The organism is Streptomyces sp. NPDC045470 (assembly GCF_040646595.1).
Classification (GTDB): Bacteria; Actinomycetota; Actinomycetes; order Streptomycetales; family Streptomycetaceae; genus Streptomyces.
On the sequence record NZ_JBEZAN010000012.1, the window covers coordinates 19,316 to 38,306 of the forward strand.

Annotated in this window: 10 protein-coding genes and 1 pseudogene; 5 read left to right on the forward strand and 6 right to left on the reverse strand. The window is 73.5% G+C overall.

What is annotated here, in order from left to right; translation table 11 throughout:
- Positions 1-17: 17 nt before the first annotated feature.
- From AB0A97_RS27840 to AB0A97_RS27855, 4 genes and pseudogenes are all read right to left on the reverse strand, one after another.
- The gene (locus AB0A97_RS27840; RefSeq protein ID WP_361155005.1) at positions 18-491 is read right to left on the reverse strand and encodes an NUDIX domain-containing protein; all 474 of its coding nucleotides are present in this window, start codon (positions 489-491) and stop codon (positions 18-20) included.
- An 88-nt stretch (positions 492-579) separates the two neighbouring features.
- Positions 580-1,496: pseudogene (locus AB0A97_RS27845) on the reverse strand (IS5 family transposase).
- Positions 1,497-1,564: 68 nt separating this feature from the next.
- On the reverse strand, positions 1,565-2,083 hold the full coding sequence (locus AB0A97_RS27850) for a DinB family protein (protein ID WP_361155006.1): 519 nt from the start codon (positions 2,081-2,083) through the stop codon (positions 1,565-1,567).
- A 97-nt stretch (positions 2,084-2,180) separates the two neighbouring features.
- Positions 2,181-6,158: a helix-turn-helix domain-containing protein gene (locus AB0A97_RS27855; protein WP_361155008.1), complete on the reverse strand. Its 3,978-nt coding sequence runs from the start codon at positions 6,156-6,158 to the stop codon at positions 2,181-2,183.
- Positions 6,159-6,478: 320 nt separating this feature from the next.
- On the opposite strand from AB0A97_RS27855, the gene AB0A97_RS27860 reads away from it, so the two are divergent.
- Positions 6,479-7,762, forward strand: a complete 1,284-nt coding sequence (locus AB0A97_RS27860) for an aldolase (RefSeq protein ID WP_361155009.1) — start codon at positions 6,479-6,481, stop codon at positions 7,760-7,762.
- Between the two features lie 343 nt (positions 7,763-8,105).
- Positions 8,106-10,283 (forward strand): RNA polymerase recycling motor ATPase HelR, encoded by a 2,178-nt coding sequence (helR, locus tag AB0A97_RS27865; protein ID WP_361155010.1) that lies wholly within the window; start codon positions 8,106-8,108, stop codon positions 10,281-10,283.
- A 363-nt stretch (positions 10,284-10,646) separates the two neighbouring features.
- Here the strand turns inward: helR and AB0A97_RS27870 are convergent, their stop codons facing one another.
- On the reverse strand, positions 10,647-11,690 hold the full coding sequence (locus AB0A97_RS27870) for a LacI family DNA-binding transcriptional regulator (protein ID WP_361155011.1): 1,044 nt from the start codon (positions 11,688-11,690) through the stop codon (positions 10,647-10,649).
- 362 nt (positions 11,691-12,052) lie between these two features.
- Between AB0A97_RS27870 and AB0A97_RS27875 the strand changes: the two genes are divergently transcribed.
- Both AB0A97_RS27875 and AB0A97_RS27880 read left to right on the forward strand, forming a co-directional pair.
- Positions 12,053-13,009 (forward strand): ROK family protein, encoded by a 957-nt coding sequence (locus AB0A97_RS27875; protein ID WP_361155012.1) that lies wholly within the window; start codon positions 12,053-12,055, stop codon positions 13,007-13,009.
- A 167-nt stretch (positions 13,010-13,176) separates the two neighbouring features.
- A complete protein-coding gene (locus AB0A97_RS27880; RefSeq protein ID WP_361155250.1) occupies positions 13,177-15,162 on the forward strand; it encodes a protein kinase in 1,986 nt (661 codons plus the stop codon).
- Between the two features lie 175 nt (positions 15,163-15,337).
- Here AB0A97_RS27880 and AB0A97_RS27885 read toward each other — a convergent pair whose 3' ends face one another.
- On the reverse strand, positions 15,338-17,425 hold the full coding sequence (locus AB0A97_RS27885) for an NPCBM/NEW2 domain-containing protein (RefSeq protein ID WP_361155014.1): 2,088 nt from the start codon (positions 17,423-17,425) through the stop codon (positions 15,338-15,340).
- A 271-nt stretch (positions 17,426-17,696) separates the two neighbouring features.
- Between AB0A97_RS27885 and AB0A97_RS27890 the strand changes: the two genes are divergently transcribed.
- Positions 17,697-18,956, forward strand: coding sequence for an ABC transporter substrate-binding protein (locus AB0A97_RS27890; RefSeq protein WP_361155016.1), 1,260 nt, complete (start codon positions 17,697-17,699; stop codon positions 18,954-18,956).
- Positions 18,957-18,991 lie beyond the last annotated feature (35 nt).

Below are 18,991 nucleotides of genomic sequence, written 5' to 3' on the forward strand. Positions count from 1 at the left end.
AGACGTTGGTGGTTTCCTCAGTGCTGGATCAGGCCGCCGACCGGGATGGACGCGACGTGGCCGGTTGCCGGAAGGGTCTGCGCCAGGGTGAGGCCGATGTCGACAAGTGACGACCGGCGCAGGCCAGCGACGTCGGGGATCGGAGTCCAGGTCGACTCGGCGATTTCGCCGTCCGGCTCCGGCCGGAGTTGGCCGCCGGTGATGCGGACTTGGTAGAAGATGCCGACATTCTGGTGTTCTGGCCCACCGGGGATGGCGCGTTCGGCTGCGGGGATGATCCTTGAGTCCACGCCCAGCAGGCGTTCGACCACCGCGTCGCAGCCGGTCTCCTCGGCGACTTCCCGGATCACCGCGTCGAACGGATCCTCCGCGTGCTCGACCCTTCCGCCCGGAAGGGTCCAGTTGGTCTCGCCATTCGGTGGTACGTGACAGGCGAGCAGCACCCGCCTGTCCTCGATGCACACGGCGTAAGCCGCCAGCCGGAAACTCATCCCAACCTCCCCACCGGACGCTACCCCAAAGTCCAAGACCCGCGCGTCGCTAGTTCTACTGTCCGACACCCGGGCCTTGTCCTGCCGGTTACGTTCGCAGCCAGATGACGAGGGCTGCCGCTGTCGCGGTGCCGAGGAAGACATAGCCGCGCTTGTCGTAGCGGGTGGCGACCGCCCGGTGCTGCTTCATGCGGTTGATCGCCCGTTCCACGGTGTTGCGCTTCTTGTACATCTCTTCGTCGAAGCCCGGTGGCCGTCCGCCGTGTGAGCCAGTGCGAAGACGGGCTGCCTGGCTGTCGATCTTCTCCGGGATGGTGTGCCGGATGCCCCGCCGTCGCAGCTAATCACGGCAGGGCCCATTGCTGTATGCCTTGTCCGCCGCCAGGCTGCCGGGCTTCTTGCGGGGTCTTCCCAGGCCGGTCCGTGGGACGCGGATCTTCTCCAGTACCGATTTGAACTGAATGCAGTCCGCCCGCTGCCCGGGTGTGACGATCAGGGACAGCGGACGGCATCGGCCGTCGGTGCTCAGGTGGAGCTTGCTGGTGAACCCGCCCCGCGTGCGGCCCAGGCCCTCACTTCCAGCACCACCTCCACCAGGCGGGCGACGAGGCTCTGCCACGCGCTTTCGCCCTGGTGTTCCGGCGTTTCGGCCTCCTTTGAGGCCGAAACCGGAGGGGGATCGGTGCGGGCACCGGCCGCGTGCTGGTGTGCGCGGACGATGGTGGAGTCGACCGAGACGTCCCAGTCGATCTCGCCGGCGGCATCGGCGGCGGCCTGTACCTGCTGGAGCAGACGCTCCCTCGTTCCGTCGGCCGACCACAGCCGGTGGCGTTCATAGACGGTCTTCCACGGCCCGAACCGCTCGGGGAGGTCGCGCCACTGCACGCCGGTCCGGACCCGGTGGAGAATTCCGTCAATCACCTGCCGGTGATCCCGCCATCTGCCACAACGCCTGTTGCTGACCGGCAGAAACGGCTTTAGCCGTTCCCACTCCGCGTTAGTCAGATCACCCCGCCCCGTGCCAACACAAACGACCCGGTCAGGGACTCGTCACATGATCGACCGGACAAGTCCTAGTCGCCCGTCACCCCGTCGATCCGCTCCCGCAGCAGGTCCGCGTGCCCGTTGTGCCGCGCGTACTCCTCGATCATGTGGACGTACACCCACCGGAGGCTGATGGTCCGGCCGTCCGCCATCGTGAACGTGTCGTCCAGGCCGCGGTGCGCCACGGCCCGGTCGGCGGCGTCGCACTCGGCACGCAGCACCGCGAGCGCCTCCTCGGCGCCGGCGGTGTCGAGGTTCTCGAAGTCGGCGTCCGGCTGCTCGTCGGTGAAGTAGAGATTGCCGATCTTCTGGCCCGCGACACGTGTCCGGAACCAGGAGCGCTCCACCTCCGCCATGTGCCGGACCAGACCGAGCAGCGTCAGGTTCGACGGCTCGGCGCTGGCCCGGACGAGCTGTTCCGGGGTGAGCCCGGCGCATTTGGCCAGCAGGGTGTCACGGTGCCGGTCCAGCCAGCCCTGGAGCATGCTGCGTTCGTCCGCCACGTACGGCTCGGTACGGCGGTCCACCTCGGGTGCGATCCATGTCATGCGGGAGAGTGTCGCCCGGCGTGATCGGAAACGCCATGGGTTAAATCCGTGCGGGCTCCGGACTTCGCGACCGCTGACGGCCCGCGCTCCCGTGCCGTCAGCGGTCGCAGATCGGGGCGTACGGGACATCGGGCAGCAACTCCCGCCAGCGGGCGGGTCCGGTCCTGCCCACCAGCGGGCAGATGCGCCCGGCCACCCGGCGCGCGTCCAGGTCCCACAGGCGTACGGAGCCGTCCGCGCCGGTGCTGGCGAGGGTCCTGCCGTCCGGCGCGTAGGCCACCGACCACACCACGTCGGTGTGCCCGGTGAGCGTCGCGGCCTGGAGACGGGCGGCGGTGTCCCAGACGCGTACGGTGCCGTCGAACCCGACCGTGGCCAACTGCCGCCCGCGCGGCGCGAACGCGATGTCGCGCACCGAACCGGTGTGGCCGCGCAGCACTCCGGTGGCGCGGTGCCGCCGCAGGTCCCACAGGCGCACCGTGCGGTCGTTGCCCGCCGAGGCGAGCACCCGCCCGTCCGCGCTGAAGGCCACCGCCCACACCGCACCCGTGTGCCCGCGCAGGACGGCGACTTGGCGGTGCGTGGCGGCGTCCCACAGCCGTACCGTACGGTCGTCGCTCGCGCTGGCCAGCAGCCGTCCGTCCGGGCTGAACGCCACGCCGTTGACGAAGTCGTCGTGCTGGGTCAGGACGGTCGAGCCGCCCCGCGCGAGGTCCCACAGCCGGACCGTGCCGTCCTCGCTCGCCCCCGCCAGTTGCCGTCCGCTGGGGGAGAACGCGACCGCGAACACCGCCCCGCGCGCCCCGGTCAGGACGCGCTCGCGGCTGCCGCTCGCCGCGTCCCACAGCCGTACGGTCCCGTCGGCCCCGGCGGTCGCGAACGTGCGGCCGTCCCGGCTGTAGGCCAGCCCTCGCACCGGGCCGTGGTGGCCGCCCAGCGGCGGCCCCAGTTGCGTACGGGACCGTACGTCCCACCGCTGGACCGAGCCGTCGGTGCCCGCGGCGGCCAGCCGCCGCCCGCCGGGCGCGAAGGCGACGGCGGACCGGCCGGAGACCGGCCGGGCGGTCAGCGCCGCGCCGGACGGGTTCCACAGGGCGAGGGTCCGGTCGAAGCTGCCGGTGGCCAGGGTGCGGCCGTCCGGGGCGAAGGCGACGGCGAGCACGTAGTCGCTGTGCCCGGTGAAGGCGGCGACGGTACGCCGGGTGGCGACCTCCCACAGGCGTGCGGAGCCGTCGCCGGAGGCGGACGCGAGGGTGTCGCCGTCGGGGCTGAACGCGAGGGCGTTGATGTCGTCGTTGTGGCCGGTGAGCCGCCCCGAGACGGTCATGTCACGGGTGTCGTACAGCGTCACCGTGCGGTCCGTGCCGCCGACGGCGAGTGTCGTGCTGTCCGGGCTGAAGGCCACGGCGACGACTCCGCTGCCGTGCCCGGCGCGGTCGGCCAGGACGGTGGGGGAGGCGGGGCGGTCGGCGTCGGACAGGGCGCTGCCGGGCACGGAGGCGGTCAGGGAGCGCGGCAGCCGCCACACCCGGACCCGGCCGTTGGCGTCGCCGCGGGCCAGCAGGCGCCCGTCCGGGCTGAACGCCACCTTGCCGCTCGCGCCGCCTCCCAGGCCGGGCAGGCGGGCCGTCCGCCGCATGCCGGGCGCGTTCCACAGGGTCACGCTGCCGCCGGGGCCGGTGGCGGCGAGGACCTGCGTACGGGCCGTACCGGCTGCGCCACCTGCGCCGGCCGGGTCAGGCGTACCGGTCGCACCGGCCGAACCAGGCGCAGCAGCCGGACCGGCCGCCTCGCCCCGTACGCCCGGACCGGCCGGCGCGAAGGCCACCTCCCCGCCCGGGCCCGCGCCGGGCACCGTGGTGACCGGGGCCCCGCGGCCGGTGTCCCGTACCCGTACCGAGCCGTCCGCGGCGCCCGCCGCGAGCAGCCCGCCGTCCGGGCTGAAGGCCACACCGCGGATCCGCGTCGCCCCCGCCCGGATCGCGGTGCCCAGCGGACGGCGGGTGCGGGGGTCCCATAGCCGTACCGTGCCGTCCGAGGCCCCGCCTGCCAGCAGGCCCCCGTCCGGGCTGAACGCGACGGCGTTGACCGGGCCCTGATGCCCCGTCAGGCGACCCGCGAACGGTCGCGCCTGAGTGCTCAGCAGCGCGCTGCGGGAGGCGGGGGACGGGCGCAGCCGGTACGCCTCGGCGGCGAGCAGTATGGCCGCCTCGGGCTGCCCGGTGGCCACCTGGCCCGAGCGGGCGGCCAGTTCACCGGCGTACGCGTCGAGGCGGCCGGTCTCCGCCGTACGCCACTGCTGGACCGCCAGCACCCCCGCGCACACGGCGAGGACGAGCAGTACGGCCAGGGTGCCGGCGAGCCTGCGGCGGCGGCGCACCCGGCGGCGCCCGGCCCGCGCCGCGGCCGCCTCGCGCGCCTGCGACGCGTCGAGGAACTCCTCCTCCAGCGGGCTGAGCCCGGCGTCCTCCCCCTGCTGCCCGGCCCACTCGCGGGCCACCGCCAGCCGGGTGCCCCGGTACAGCCCCGCCGCCTCCCGCCCCTCCCGCTTCCACGCCCCGGCCGCCTCCGAGAGCCGCTGGTGGACGACGAGCCCGGCCCGGTCGGCCCGGATCCAGCCGCGCAGCCGCGGCCAGGCCCGCAGCAGCGCCTCGTGGGTGATCTCCACGGTGTCCGCGTCCAGGGTCAGCAGCCGGGCGCGCACGAAGACGTCGATCACGGCGGCGGTCTTCTCCGGGTCCGGCAGATGCTCCAGCAGCCGCTCGCGCGGCACCCGCCGACGGGTCTCGCCCGCGATCTCACCGACCTGCACCAGCCGCAGCAGCACCTGCCGCGCCGCCCGCCGCTCGGCCGGGTCCAGCGTGGCGTGCACCCGCTCGGCGGTGGTGGCGACGGCGCCGTGCAGGCCGCCGGTCAGGCGGTATCCGGCGACGGTGAGGGTGCGGCCGGTGCGCTGCTGCCAGGTGCCGAGCAGGGCGTGCGCCAGCAGGGGCAGTGCCCCGCCGATCACCGGGCCGTCGTCCTCGTGGAGGCCCAGATCGGACAGGAGCAGCTCTTCGAGGCCCGGTTCCAGCTCCAGCCCGGCCTCCCGGGCGGGCCGGACGATCGCCGCACGCACCTCCGGTACGGACATGGGCCGCAGCGCGAAGATCCCGGCGGACAGGGCCGGGGCGAGCGAGGGGTGGTCCAGGCACTGGCCGTAGAAATCGGCGCGTACGCAGAGGACCACGGCGCACGGGGCGTCCCGCGCGGCCGCGCAGAGCGCCGCGACGAACGCCCGCCGCTCGCGGGGGTCCTCGCAGGCGGTGAAGACCTCCTCGAACTGGTCGACGACGAGGACCAGGCGCGGGTGGGCGCCGAGGGCGGCGCGGACGGCGGCGGGGCATCGTCCGGGGGCGTCGGCCAGGACGTCGGCCAGGGCTTCGGCGGACCGGCCCTCGTCGGCGGCCGGATCGAGACGGGCCGGGGGCGGTCCCGGAGCCGCGGAGACTTCCGCCGTACCTGTAGCCGTACCCGTACTCGCACCCGCACTCCTGACCGTGTCCGGATTCGGCGCCGCGGCCCCCGGCCCGGCCAGCGCCGCGGCCAGTCCGGTGAGCGGATGCGGGCCGGGCGTCAGGACACGTACCGCCCAGTGCCGGGAGCCGGGCAGGGCGCCGGCGCGCAGGGCGGGCAGCAGGCCGGCGCGGAGCAGGGAGGACTTGCCGGCGCCGGACGGGGCCGCCACGACGAGCGGACCCGCGGCCTCCAGGCGTTCGGCGAGGCGGCCGACCAGTGCGGCGGTGGCGCGTTCCCGGCCGAAGAACCAGGGGGCGTCCTCGGCGGTGTAGGCGGCGAGTCCCGGGTACGGACAGCGGTCGCCGGGCGTGCGGGCGGACAGCAGCCGGGTGAGCGCGCCGTCCGCGGCCAGCGCCGCGTCGCAGCGACGGGCGACGTCGCCGGTCGGCGGCTTCTCACCGTTCTCGATCTTGCTGAGATAGCCCTTGCTGTAGTGCACCAGCTGCGCCAGGGTCCGGAGGGAGACCTCCCGCTCCCGCCGCAGCCGCCGCAGCGCGTCCCCGAACTCCTCCGGCATACAGGCCCCCACGCCTCGTGCGGGCGGCCGGGCGCCCGGGCCGCCCGCACCGCGCCGGTGATGTTACGCAGGGGCGTTCCGTCCGGGCCGGGGAAGACGGAAGAAGCACCGAAAGGGGTGAAACGGGGTGCGCCGCGCGCGGGCGCACGGCGCACGCGATGGGGAACGCTCCCCATGGGGCGTCCCGCCGATCCCGTCGCCGGAGGGTGTTGACCTGCGAACTCGGCCCGGATAGCTTCGCTCTACGGATTGTGGATTCCGTACAGCGGAAAAGTGAGGCAGCGTCTACGTGGTGGGCGCGAGCACAGGGAGGGTGCCGGATGGGGCAGCACGAGACGGTGGCGACAAGTCTCGCGGACACCGTACGCGAGGAGATCGGAGCCGCCCTCGCGGAGGTCGACGCGGACCTCGCGCGGCGCTACCCGGGCGATCCCGGCACCCGGCAGCCGGTCCACACGGTCTACGTCCCCGGCGACGTGTTCAGCGCGGGCACCGTCCGCGAGTGGGGCGACGCCGCCCTCGCCGCGCTCGACGAGCACGCCCCGGACGCGGCGGCGTTCGCCGGCGTCCTGGGCATACCCGACGACCTCGCGGAGCCGGTGTACGAGCGGGTGCGGGCCAAGCTGGAACGCGAACCCGTCGAGGACCTGCGCATCGACTTCGAGGACGGCTACGGCCTCCGCCCGGACGCCGAGGAGGACGCGGCCGCCGTCCGCGCCGCCGCCCTCGTCGCGGCCGCCCACCGGGACGGCACCGCCGCACCCTGCACGGGCATCCGCATGAAGTGCATGGAGGCCGCCGTCCGCGACCGCGGCATCCGCACCCTCGACCTCTTCCTCACCGGCCTGATGGCGGCCGGCGGCCTTCCGGACGGCCTGGTGCTGACCCTGCCCAAGGTCACCTACCCCGAGCAGGTCACCGCGATGGTGCGGCTGCTGGCGGCGTTCGAGAGGACCCACGGCCTGCCGGCCGGGCGGATCGGGTTCGAGATCCAGATCGAGACCACCCAGTCCATCCTGGGCGCCGACGGCCGCGCCACCGTCGCCCGCCTGATCGAGGCCGCCGAGGGCCGCGCCACCTCCCTGCACTACGGCACCTTCGACTACAGCGCCTCCTGCGGCGTCAGCGCCGCCCACCAGGCACTGGACCACCCGGCGGCCGACCACGCCAAGGCCGTGATGCAGGTCGCCGCCGCGGGCACCGGCGTCCGCCTCTCCGACGGCTCGACCAACGTCCTCCCGGTGGGCGCGACCACACAGGTCCACGACGCCTGGCGGCTGCACCACGGCCTGGTGCGCCGCTCGCTGGCCCGCGCGTACTACCAGGGCTGGGACATGCACCCCGCGCACCTGCCCACCCGCTACGCCGCCGTCTACACCTTCTACCGCGAGGGCCTGGAGCAGGCCGCGGCCCGGCTGGCCGCGTACGTGGCCAAGGCGGGCGGCGACGTGATGGACGAGCCCGCGACCGCCAAGGCGCTCAGCGGCTACCTGCTGCGCGGCCTGGACTGCGGCGCCGTCGACACCGCCGAGGTCGCCCGCCTGACCGGGCTCACCCGCGCCGACCTCGACGGCCTCGCGGGCCGGCCGGCACCGAACGCCTGACGGCCCTCCGGGGGCCGGATCTCACCAGCGGCGTACGGCCCTGCCGTGCGCCGCACAGGTGTGCCTGGACGCCTGTGCCCGGCCCCCGATCGCCGGGGGCGCCGGGGGCGAAAACGACAAAGGCAAGGAGTTCTGCCACTCCTTGCCACTCTCAACTTATAGCGCACAGGGGGGCTTGCGGCAAGGCCCCGGTCGTACCGCAGAATCTCTGGCCTAGGCCAGAACCTGCGGAATTGGGGGATACGCGAAGTGCGTGTGTTGTTGCCGGTGTACGGGGTGTGCGAGGCGCAGCCCGCCGCCCGGCAGACCTCCGCGGGTGCGGCCCAGGATCGGAGCTGACACCATGAATTCCCTGACCACCACCAGTGTGTTCGCCCTCCCCGCCCGACTCGCCGCCAAGGCCGACCCGCGGCTGACGGCGGCCGACGAGCGGCACTTCGCGGCCATCGCGGAGAGCCTGGAACAGACCGTCGGCGAACTGTCCGCCCGCCTCGACGCCGAACTCAAGGCGCCCGGCGGCACCGGCCGGCAGGCGATGGACCGCGACGCGGAGGTGCACCGGCTGACCGCACGCCTGCGCACCCTGCGCCGCTTCGGCCTCGACCTGTGCCTCGGCCGCATGGTCGGCGAGGACGGCGCCGAGCCCGTGTACGTCGGACGCCTCGGCCTCACCGACAGCGCGGGCCGCCGGCTGCTGGTCGACTGGCGCTCCCCGGCGGCCGAACCGTTCTTCGGAGCCACCCACGCCGACCCGATGGGCCTGACGAGCCGCCGCAGGTACCGCTGGACCCGCGGCCGGATCAGCGACTACTGGGACGAGGTCTTCACCGCGGACGGGCTCGAAGGGCACGCCGCGCTCGACGACCACTCCGCCTTCGTCGCCAGCCTGGGCAGCAACCGTTCGGCCCGCATGCGCGACGTGCTCGGCACCGTCCAGGCCGACCAGGACGCCATCATCCGGGCGAGCTCCCGCGGCGCCCTCGTCGTCGACGGCGGCCCGGGCACCGGCAAGACCGTCGTCGCCCTGCACCGCTCCGCCTACCTCCTCTACTCCGACCCCCGCCTCGGGCACCGCCGCGGCGGCGTGCTGTTCGTCGGCCCGCACCAGCCCTACCTGTCCTACGTCGCCGACGTCCTCCCCAGCCTCGGAGAGGAGGGCGTACAGACCTGCACCCTGCGCGACCTCGTGGCCGAAGGCGCCGCCGCGACCGTCGAGACCGACCCGGAGGCGGCCGCCCTGAAGGCGTCCGTGCGCATGGTGCAGGCGATCGAGACGGCCGTCAGGTTCTACGAGGAGCCGCCTGCCGAGGGCATGACGGTCTCGACCCCTTGGGCCGACGTCCGGCTGACCGCCGACGACTGGGCCGAGGCGTTCGAAGCACCGGAACCAGGCACCCCGCACAACGAAGCACGCGAGCAGATATGGGAGGCCCTGCTCGCGATCCTGACGGACAAGCACGACGGCGAGGCCCCGGCCGACCAGCTCCGCGCGGCGCTCCAGCACGACAAGGAGCTGCTGAGGGCCCTCTACCGCGCATGGCCGCTGCTCGAAGCGGCCGACCTCGTCTCGGACCTGTGGACGGTACCCGCCTACCTCCGGCTGTGCGCTCCCTGGCTCAGCCGCGACGACATCCGCACCCTGCAACGCGCGGACGCCCAGGCGTGGACGGTCTCCGACCTGCCGCTCCTGGACGCGGCGCGGCAGCGGCTCGGCGACCCGGAAGCGTCGTTGCGCAAGCGCCGGCACGCCGCCGCCCTCGCCGCCCAGCGCGAGTGCATGACACAGGTCGTCGACAATCTGATCGGGGCCGCGGCCGACTCCGGCGCCGACGGTGACGACGGCGAAGGCCTGGTGGTGATGTTGCGCGGCGAGGACGCCCGGGCCGACCTGGTCGACGAGACCGCGCTTCCCACCGCCGAACCGGACCTGCTGGCCGGCCCGTTCGCCCACATCGTGGTGGACGAGGCCCAGGAACTGACCGACGCGGAATGGCAGATGCTGCTGCTCCGCTGCCCGTCCCGGAGCTTCACCATCGTCGGCGACCGTGCCCAGGCCCGGCACGGATTCACCGAGCCGTGGCAGGAACGCCTGGCACGCGTCGGGCTGGACCGGACCGACGTGGCCTCCCTGAACATCAACTACCGCACGCCGCAAGAAGTGATGACGGAGGCAGAGCCCGTCATCCGGGCCGCCCTCCCGGACGCCAACGTCCCCACCTCCGTCCGCAGCACCGGCATCCCCGTCGCCCACGCCCCCGTCACGGACCGGGACGCGATCCTCGATGCCTGGCTCACCACCCACGACGACGGCATCGCCTGCGTCATCGGCGACCCCTCCTTCCCGGCCACACCCCGCGTCCGGTCGCTGACCCCGGAGCTTGCGAAGGGGCTGGAGTTCGACCTGGTCGTCCTGGTCGATCCGGAAAAGTTCGGCGAGGGGGTGCGGGGAGCGGTGGACCGGTACGTGGCGATGTCCCGGGCGACGCAGCGGCTGGTCGTTCTGACGAGTTCCGCTGCTTAGCCTCCCTTGAGGGGCCAGGCGCTCCGGCTCCATGGCGTCATCGGTCTCCAGCGTCAGCAGAGAGCTTTCGACGGCACGGCGGAGCAAGGATCGTGTGTCGCCCCGGTCGGTCTTTTCGAGGAGTGGACCCGGACGGCGCACCGACGGCCGACCGCCCCCTGGGGCTGGGGGGGGGTTGAGTGACCACGGGCGCGCCGTGACGTTTCAGCGCGCGCGTCCGCCGGGCGCCGGTCCGGTCGGGAGCGCCCGGCTCGTACGGCTGTGTGCGTGACCTGCGGGCCCACGCCGCCCAGCACGCGCCGAGCCGGGACAGCCGGAGTGCGGTCTTCGGTTCGGTCGCGCCGGACCTGGTGCCGGGGGCACTCAGCCGTCCGCGGGCGGGGGCAGTTCGCCCGAGCCGCGCGGGACGAGGCGGGTGGGGATCTCCTGACGCTGCGGCGGGATCTCGGTACCGTCCAGGCGGCGGAAGAGCATCGTGGCGGCGGTACGGCCGAGGCGCGCGGCGTCCTGCGCCACGACCGTGATCGCGGGGGACACCAGGTCGGCCAGCTCGAAGTCGTCGAAGCCCACCAGGGCGACCGGGCGCGGATGTTCGGCGAGCACCCGCACCGCGGTGACCGTGACCCGGTTGTTGCCCGCGAACAGCGCGGTGACCGGGTGCGGCCCGTCCAGCATGGCGGTGGCCGCGAACCGCACCCGGTCGGGCGCGGTCGACCCGAGGGAGACCCACGACTCGTCGACGGCCAGTCCGGCCGCGGCCATCGCCGTACGGTAGCCGCGCAGCCGCTCCCCGGCGGTGTGGATGCGCGGCTGGTCGCCGATGAAGCCGATCCGGCGGTGGCCGTGCGCGATCAGGTGCGCGACCGCGTCGCGGGCGCCGCCGAAACTGTCGGAGAGCACCGTGTCCGCCTCGATCCGGCCCGCCGGGCGGTCCACGAAGACGGTGGCGACGCCCGCCGCGATCTCCGGCTCCAGGTAGCGGTGGTCGTCACCGGCCGGAATGATCACCAGGCCGTCCACCCGGCGCGCGCACAGGGCCAGGACCAGCTCCTGCTCGCGTGCCGGGTCCTCGGCGCTGGACCCGTTGATCAGCAGCGCGCCGTGGTCCCGGGCGACCTCCTCGACGGCGCGGCTGAGCGGCCCGTAGAACGGGTCGGCGAGGTCCTCCAGGACCAGGCCGATGCTGGCGGTGCGGCCCTTGCGCAGGATGCGGGCCGAGTCGTTGCGGCGGAAGCCGAGGGCGGTGATGGCGTCCTGGACGCGGCGCTCGGTCTCGGGGGTGACGCCGGGCTCGCCGTTGACCACCCGGGAGACCGTCTTCAGACCGACGCCGGCCCGGGCCGCGACGTCCTTCATCGTGGGCCGGCTGCCGTAGCGACGGGAGGTGCCCCGGGCGGTGTCGGTCACGTGCGCGGTCCTGATTCTGTCGGCGGTGAGGGAAAGTGGGGGAGTGGGGAAAGGTGGGGGAGCGGTGGCCGGGCGGTCCCGAGAGGGCCGCGGCTCCGGTGCTCGCTCCGGTTGTTGCTGGAGAGACGGGCGGGATGGGTGTGGCGGTTCCCCCTCCGGTACGCCGATGATGGCTGTGGCGGTGTCCGGAGGGCCGGTGCGTGCGGCCGACCGGCGGGACCGTCCGGCGGCACCGCACGACGACGTGCGGCACGGCGTCGAGCATAACCTCTGGACAACGTTGTCAATCAGCACGAGACTGGCGTTCCCGTGCCGGGTCCACGCACCCCGGCCCAGGCGCCCCACCAGGAGATTCGACACCGATGCAGACGGACCTGAGCGCAGCGCTGGACATCGGCGGCACCAAGATCGCCGGCGCGCTGGTGGACGAGCACGGCAGGCTGCTCGTCCGCACCACCCGGCCCACGCCCGCCGACCGGGACGGCACCACCGTCCTGCGCGCGCTGGCCGAGGTGGTGGGCGAGCTGACCGCCCACCCCGAGTGGGCCAGGGTGGCCGCCGTCGGCATCGGCAGCGCGGGCCCGGTGGACGCCAGGCGCGGCACGGTCAGCCCGGTCAACATCCCCGGCTGGCGGGACTTCCCGGTCGTCGCCGAAGTACGGGACCTGGTCGGAGCGCGCCCCGTCGTCCTGGTGGGCGACGGCGTGGCCATGACCGCCGCCGAGCACTGGCAGGGCGCCGCCCGCGGCTACGCGAACGCCCTGTGCATGGTGGTCTCCACCGGCGTCGGCGGCGGCCTGGTCCTGAACGGCCGGCTGCACCCGGGCCCCACCGGAAACGCCGGCCACATCGGACACATCAGCGTGGACCTCGACGGCGACCCCTGCCCGTGCGGCGCCCGCGGCTGCGTCGAACGCCTCGCCAGCGGCCCCAACATCGCCCGCCGCGCCCTCGAACGCGGCTGGCGGCCGGGCCCGGACGGCGACACCAGCGCCGCCGCCGTGGCCGCCGCGGCCCGCGCGGGTGACCCGGTGGCCCGTCACTCGTTCGAGCGGGCCGCCCAGGCCCTGGCCGCGGGAGTCGCGGCCACCGCCGCGCTCGTCGAGATCGAGATCGTGGTCGTCGGCGGCGGCGTCGCGGGCGCCGGGGACCTCCTCTTCGTCCCCCTGCGCCGCGCCCTGCGCGACTACGCCACGCTCTCCTTCGTCCGCGGCCTCACGGTCGTACCGGCGCAGATGGGCACGGACGCCGGTGTGGTGGGCGCCGCGGCCGCCGCCGCACAACAGTCCCGTCTCGATGCCTTCGCCCCGACCGCCTGAGAGGGCGTACGACGCCCCACGGCCCTCTAGGCTGGTGCCGACCATGGCAGGGGACGAGTGGGGCGAACGGGGCGAGTGGCGTGAATGGTGTGAACGGGCCGGGAGACGTGGGCCGCGGCGGCGAGGGTGGCGACAGCGCTCGTGAAGGGGGCGGTGGCGCCGGGGAGTTGACCGGGCGGCTGCTCGGCGGGCGGTACCGGGTCACCGGGCAGATCGGGCGCGGCGGCATGGGCGTCGTCTGCCGGGCGGTGGACGAGGTGCTGAGCCGGGAAGTCGCCGTGAAGGTGCTGCGCGCCTACACCGACGCGTCCGCGCCGGAGCTGGCCGACCTGCGGACCCGGATGCAGCGCGAGGCACGGGCCGCGGCCCGGGTCCGGCACCCCGGCGTGGTCACCGTGCACGACGTGATCCACGAGGACGGGCGCCCCGTCATCGTCATGGAACTGGTCGACGGCCCGTCGCTGGACGACGCGCTCGACCGGGGCGGCGCCATGGACCCGCGTGAGATCGCCGCCATCGGCGCCAAGGTGATGGACGCGCTGGACGCCGCCCACCAGGTGGGCGTGCTGCACCGGGACGTCAAGCCCGGCAACGTCCTGCTGGAGCGCTGGGACCGGCGGGCGGACCGCCCGGACGCCGGGGTCGGCCGCGTGGTGCTCACCGACTTCGGCATCGCCAGCATCGAGGCGCCCGACGACGGGGCCAGCACCCACCTCACCCGCAGCGGCGAACTCGTCGGTTCGCTCGACTACCTGCCGCCCGAGCGCGCCCAGGGGCAGCCGCCGTCGCCCGCCTCGGACATCTGGTCGCTGGGCATGACGCTGTACGCGGCGGTGGAGGGCAGCGGAGCGCCGTTCCGCCGGACATCGGTCTGGTCGACCCTGACGGCGATCGTCTCCGAACCGCTGCCCGCGCCGCGCCGCGCCGGGCCGCTGACGCCCGTACTGCACGCGCTGATGGCCAAGGACCCGGCCGCCCGGCCGAGCGCGGCCGAGGCGCGGGCCCTGCTGACGGCGGTGGCCGACGGGCGCGACACGGTGCGGCTGGGGATGGCGCCGGGGGCGGGTACGGGAGCGGGTGAGGGTACGGGGCCGGGTACGCAGCCGGGCCCAGGTCCAGGTCCAGGTCCAGGCCCGGGTGCGGGTCCAGGCCCGGGTACAGGTACAGGCACGGACCCGGGTACGTCGTGGACGCCGACCGCGGCGGATATCCCGGCGGCGCCCTTGCCGTCGCCGCCAGGCGGTCAGGCACCGACCGGGCCGGTCAGCGGTCAGCCGCCCGCCGGCCCGGTCGGCGGCCGGGCGTCCACCGGCCCGGTTCCCGTCGGAAACCCGGGGGAACGGGAGACCAGTACCGTGGCGGCCACCGGCACCGGCACCGCCACGCCTCCGTCCGGGCGCGGACGCCGTACCGCCGTGCTCACCGCCGCCGCTGTGGCGGCCGTCCTGGTGGCGGGTGGGGGAGTGACGTACGGGCTGATGGCCCGGGACTCCGGCGGTACGGTCGCCGAGCGGCGGCCGGGCGCCCCCGCACGGGAACAGGAGCAGGCCGCGCGGACGGACGCGTCGGGCACGCCGAAGGAGGCCGGGGACGCCAAGCCGGGCGACGAGGCGACCGGGAAGGACGAGAACGGGCGGAGTGCGGCGCCCGCCACCTCGGGCGAGCCGTCGAAGGGTGCCGCGTCCGGGAAGCCGAAGCCCGGCGGCGCCCCCGGCAACGGCAAGGACGGCGACGGGGGAGCGGCGGCCGGCGGTACGGGAGGCAGGGGCGACGGCGGGCCGGGCGGCAGTGACGGTTCCGCGTCCGGCGGCGGGTCCGCCGCCTCGGGCGGTGGCGGCGCCGTCGGCGGGACCGGTGGCGTACCGGAGCCCAGCTCGTGCGCGCCGATCGGCGGCGGCAAGGTCAACTGCCAGGTGTGGCGCACGGCCGCCTCGTACACCGGCTCCTTCCAGCACGTCGGCACGTTGAACGCGGGCACCAACTACTTCTACTGCCAGGCGAACCTGGGCCGCCGGGAGACGTACGGCCGGTGGACCAACACCTGGTGGGCGAAGACGGACGACGACAGCGGCAACAGCGGCGTGTACGTCAGCGCCGTGTACCTCAAGGGCGGCCGGAACGACGCGCCGGTCCCCGGCCTGCCGATCTGCTGACCCGGCCGTACGGAAGGGACCGGGCCGGTACCGGGCGCCGAGTACCGGCCGAGTCCGGGCGCCGAGGACCGGCCGGTCCCCGCCACCGAGGACCGGCCGGACCCGGACGACGCCGTGAGCCGGGCGGACCGTGCGGCCCGCCCGGCCGGTGTGCGGTGTGCGCCGAACGCCCGCGTCAGCAGGTGAACTTCGCGTCGGCCCAGTCGCCGTGGTCGTAGAAGAAGCCGTCGCCGGCGTCCTGCACGACCAGCCGTACGGTGCCCGCCCCGGTGACCGCGGCGCTGATCGCCTTCGCCGGGTCGGTGCCGGTCAGTCTGCCGCTCTCGGCGACCTTCCGCCCGTCGGCCCACACCTCGAAGGTGACCGTCCCCTGGTCGCCGGTCTCGTCGTCCACGCCGACCTGCGCGCTGAACGCCGAGCACTTCCCGCCCGTGTAGTACGTGATCTCGCTGGGCGCGTGGGTGCCCAGCCCTTTGGCGTACGGCACGCCGCCGATGGTGATCGGCGTCCCGTCACCGGGCCGCTGCCCGCCCACGCTCATGTCCTTCTCCACCGGCCCGTAACCGTTGGTGGCGGAGAGCCAGGTCAGGTCGCTGGCGTACGAGGTGCCGGCGGGCGGCGCCTGGACGGCGGTGACCGCGAACGGCAGCGTCAGGGTCACCCGCTGCCCGCGTGTCGAGCGGTAGTCGGTGGTCAGCGTCAGCTCGTACGGTCCGGGCCTGGTCCCCGCGAGCGGCGATATCTTCCACGCGGTGGCCAGTTCCTTGCCCGGGGGCAGGACCTGGGTGCCGGTGGACGTGACCGGCTCGACGCGCCAGCCCTGCGGGCCTTTGAGGTCGACCTTGACGTCCAGCGCGGGGGTGCGGCCCAGGTTGCGGGTGAGGGTGGCGATCCGGGCCTCCTTGCCGACCTCGATCGGCGCGACGCCGTCCGCCGCGGTGTCGAGGGCCGGCGGGTACTGCGCCCAGTGGCGGTCGGCGGCGACGCGGTACAGCAGCGTGCCGTGCGCCGGTACGGTCCCGGCGATCTCACCCGCGGTGTGGGTGTTCTCGCCCTTCCACAGGTCGCGCAGCCGGTAGCCGCTCGCCTGCGGCAGGCCCGCCTCCTGGGCCGTGGTGGTGATGTGCTGCGGCCGGTCGGTCTCGTTGAACAGGGCCACCGCCCGGTCGCCGTTGGCCAGCGGCTTGCTCAGGACCCAGCGTCCGCCCTCGGACTTCAGCACCTGGGCCTGCTTGCCCAGCGGGTCCTGGTCGAGCGCGACGACCTCGCGGTTGTCGAGGATGTCGAAGGTAGCCTGCGACGCCTTGCGCAGGTCGGTGCCGATCAGCAGCGGCGCGGCCATCATCGACCACAGCGAGAAGTGGCTGCGGTACTCGGTGTCCGTCATCCCGCCGTTGCCGACCTCCAGCATGTCCGGGTCGTTCCAGTGGCCGGGACCGGCGTACGGCGCCAGCGGCGCGTTCGCCTTGAAGATCGAGACCATGCTGTCCCACACGTCACTGATGTCACCGGTGGTGCGCCACAGGTGCCCGACGTCCGCCGCCCACTCCCACGGCTTGTTCTCGCCCCACTCGCAAATGCTGTAGACGATGGGGCGGCCCGTCGCCTTCAGGGCGTCGCGCATGGTGATGTAGCGCTTCTTCGCGTCCACTCCCTGGTTATTGCAGTTGTCGTATTTCAGGTAGTCCACTCCCCAGTCGGCGAACTGCTGGGCGTCGGAGTACTCATGGCCCAGCGCGCCGGGCATCGCCTGGGCACACGTCGTGGTGCCGGCGCTGGTGTAGATGCCGAACTTCAGGCCCTTGGAGTGGACGTAGTCGGCCAAGGCCTTGATGCCGTTGGGGAAGCGGGTGGTGTCCGGGACCAGTTTTCCGTTCGCGTCCCGCTCCTTCTTGGCCCAGCAGTCGTCCAGGTTCACGTACTCGTAACCGGCGGCCTTCAGTCCCTTCTCGACGAAGATGTCGGCGATCCCCTTGATCATCGCCTCGTTGAAGTCGGCTCCGCAGTGGGTGGAGTTCCAGTTGTTGAAGCCCATGGGGGGTGTCCTGGCCAGGCCGTCGGGCAGTCGCGGGGCGGCGGACACGGCCGTTCCGGCGGAGACGGCCGCGGTGGAAGGGGAGCCGGGCGGACCGTCGGCGGCGTCGGCCGTGCGAGCCGCGGCGGGCAGGGCCGTCACCCCGGCCGAGCACAGGAACGCCGCGGACAGCGCCGCGACGACTCTTCGCCGGGCGCGGCGGGTGGTGAGGGGGGTGTGCGGGCGCATGATTCGCGTCCTCCGTTCGCGGAGAGAGCAGTAAGTCATGTACCGGACAATTGCGAGTGTTTACGGTAAGGCTTGTTGGACTGTGTTGGAAGGCGAAAGGGGAAAATGCGGGAAGGGGCCGCCGAAAGCCTTGACCGATGCCCGAGTTGGGAGTGAGATCCCAGCACTCGCGTTCGGTTCTGTTCGGTTCCATCGCCGAGGAGGGGGAGAAGACATGGTCCGGTCATGGGGGGACGGCCCGGGCGGGGGTACGCGCCGGGCGGTACACGGGATGCCCCGGCGGTCCCTGTTGCGAGGCGTGGCGGCCGGTGCGGGGGCGGTCGCGCTGCCGTCGCTGCTCACCGCCTGCGGCGACGGCTCCGGCGACGGCGTCACCCTGGGGTCCAACGCCTCCGACGCGGTGCCCAAACGCGCGTACGCCGACGCCTTCGCGGCGTACGAGAAGAAGTCGAAGAAGCCGGTGAAGGTCAACACGGTCAACCACGAGAACTTCCAGGAGAACATCAACCGTTACCTCCAGGGCACGCCCGATGACGTCTTCACGTGGTTCGCCGGATACCGGATGCAGTACTTCGCGCGAAAGGGCCTGCTCGCCGACATCAGTGATCTCTGGAGGAAGTTCGACGGGTTCTCCGACGCGGTGAAGAAACAGTCCACGGGCGAGGACGGCAAGCAGTACTTCGTGCCGTACTACTACTACCCGTGGGCGGTCTTCCACCGGAAGAGCGTTTTCCGGACGCGGGGTTACGAGATCCCGGAGAACTTCGATCAATACCGCGCGCTCGCCCGGCGGATGCAGAAGGACGGCCTCACCCCATTCGCCTTCGGCGACAAGGAAGGCTGGCCCGCCATGGGCACCTTCGACTACCTCGACATGCGGGCCAACGGGTACGACTTCCATCTCGCCCTGATGCGTGGGGAGAAATCCTGGACCGGCCCGCAGGTACGGCAGGTCTTCGACCTGTGGCGGAGCCTGCTGCCGTACCACCAGAAAGGCGCCAACGGCCGGACCTGGCAGGAGGCGGCGCAGTCCCTCCAGGGGAAGAAGGCCGGCATGGCGGTGCTCGGACTGCAGCACCCCGGCCAGCAGTTCACCGCGGAGAACCGCGCGGACCTGGACCTCTTCCCGTTCCCCGAGATCGATCCGGCCTTCGGCAAGGAGGCGGTCGAGGCGCCGATGGACGGGTTCCTGATGGCCAAGAAGGCGCGGCACCGGGAAGCCGCCCGCGACCTGCTCGCCTTCCTCGCCACACCCCAGGCCGAGCTGGCCTACCTGAAGCGGGACCCGAACAACATCGCGGCCAACGGCGCGGCCGGCACCCAGACGTACGACGCCCTGCAGAAGAAGGCCGCCCGGCTGGTGGCCGGCGCCCGGCAGATATCGCAGTTCATGGACCGCGACACCCGCCCCGATTTCGCCTCGACCGTACTGATCCAGGCGCTCCAGCAGTTCATCGGCGACCCGGACGACATCGACGGCCTGGTGAACAGCATCGAACGGCAGAAGAAACAGATATTCGCCGCGGACTGACGCGTGACCACCACCGACCGTACGACCCACGGGGG

Excerpts from the sequence above, each read along its gene's own strand:
- AB0A97_RS27840 (WP_361155005.1), bottom strand. The coding sequence starts at position 491 with ATGAGTTTCCGGCTGGCGGCTTACGCCGTGTGCATCGAGGACAGGCGG.
- AB0A97_RS27850 (WP_361155006.1), bottom strand. The coding sequence starts at position 2,083 with ATGACATGGATCGCACCCGAGGTGGACCGCCGTACCGAGCCGTACGTG.
- AB0A97_RS27855 (WP_361155008.1), bottom strand. The coding sequence starts at position 6,158 with ATGCCGGAGGAGTTCGGGGACGCGCTGCGGCGGCTGCGGCGGGAGCGG.
- AB0A97_RS27860 (WP_361155009.1), top strand. The coding sequence starts at position 6,479 with ATGGGGCAGCACGAGACGGTGGCGACAAGTCTCGCGGACACCGTACGC.
- helR (WP_361155010.1), top strand. The coding sequence starts at position 8,106 with ATGAATTCCCTGACCACCACCAGTGTGTTCGCCCTCCCCGCCCGACTC.
- AB0A97_RS27875 (WP_361155012.1), top strand. The coding sequence starts at position 12,053 with ATGCAGACGGACCTGAGCGCAGCGCTGGACATCGGCGGCACCAAGATC.
- AB0A97_RS27885 (WP_361155014.1), bottom strand. The coding sequence starts at position 17,425 with ATGCGCCCGCACACCCCCCTCACCACCCGCCGCGCCCGGCGAAGAGTC.
- AB0A97_RS27890 (WP_361155016.1), top strand. The coding sequence starts at position 17,697 with ATGCCCCGGCGGTCCCTGTTGCGAGGCGTGGCGGCCGGTGCGGGGGCG.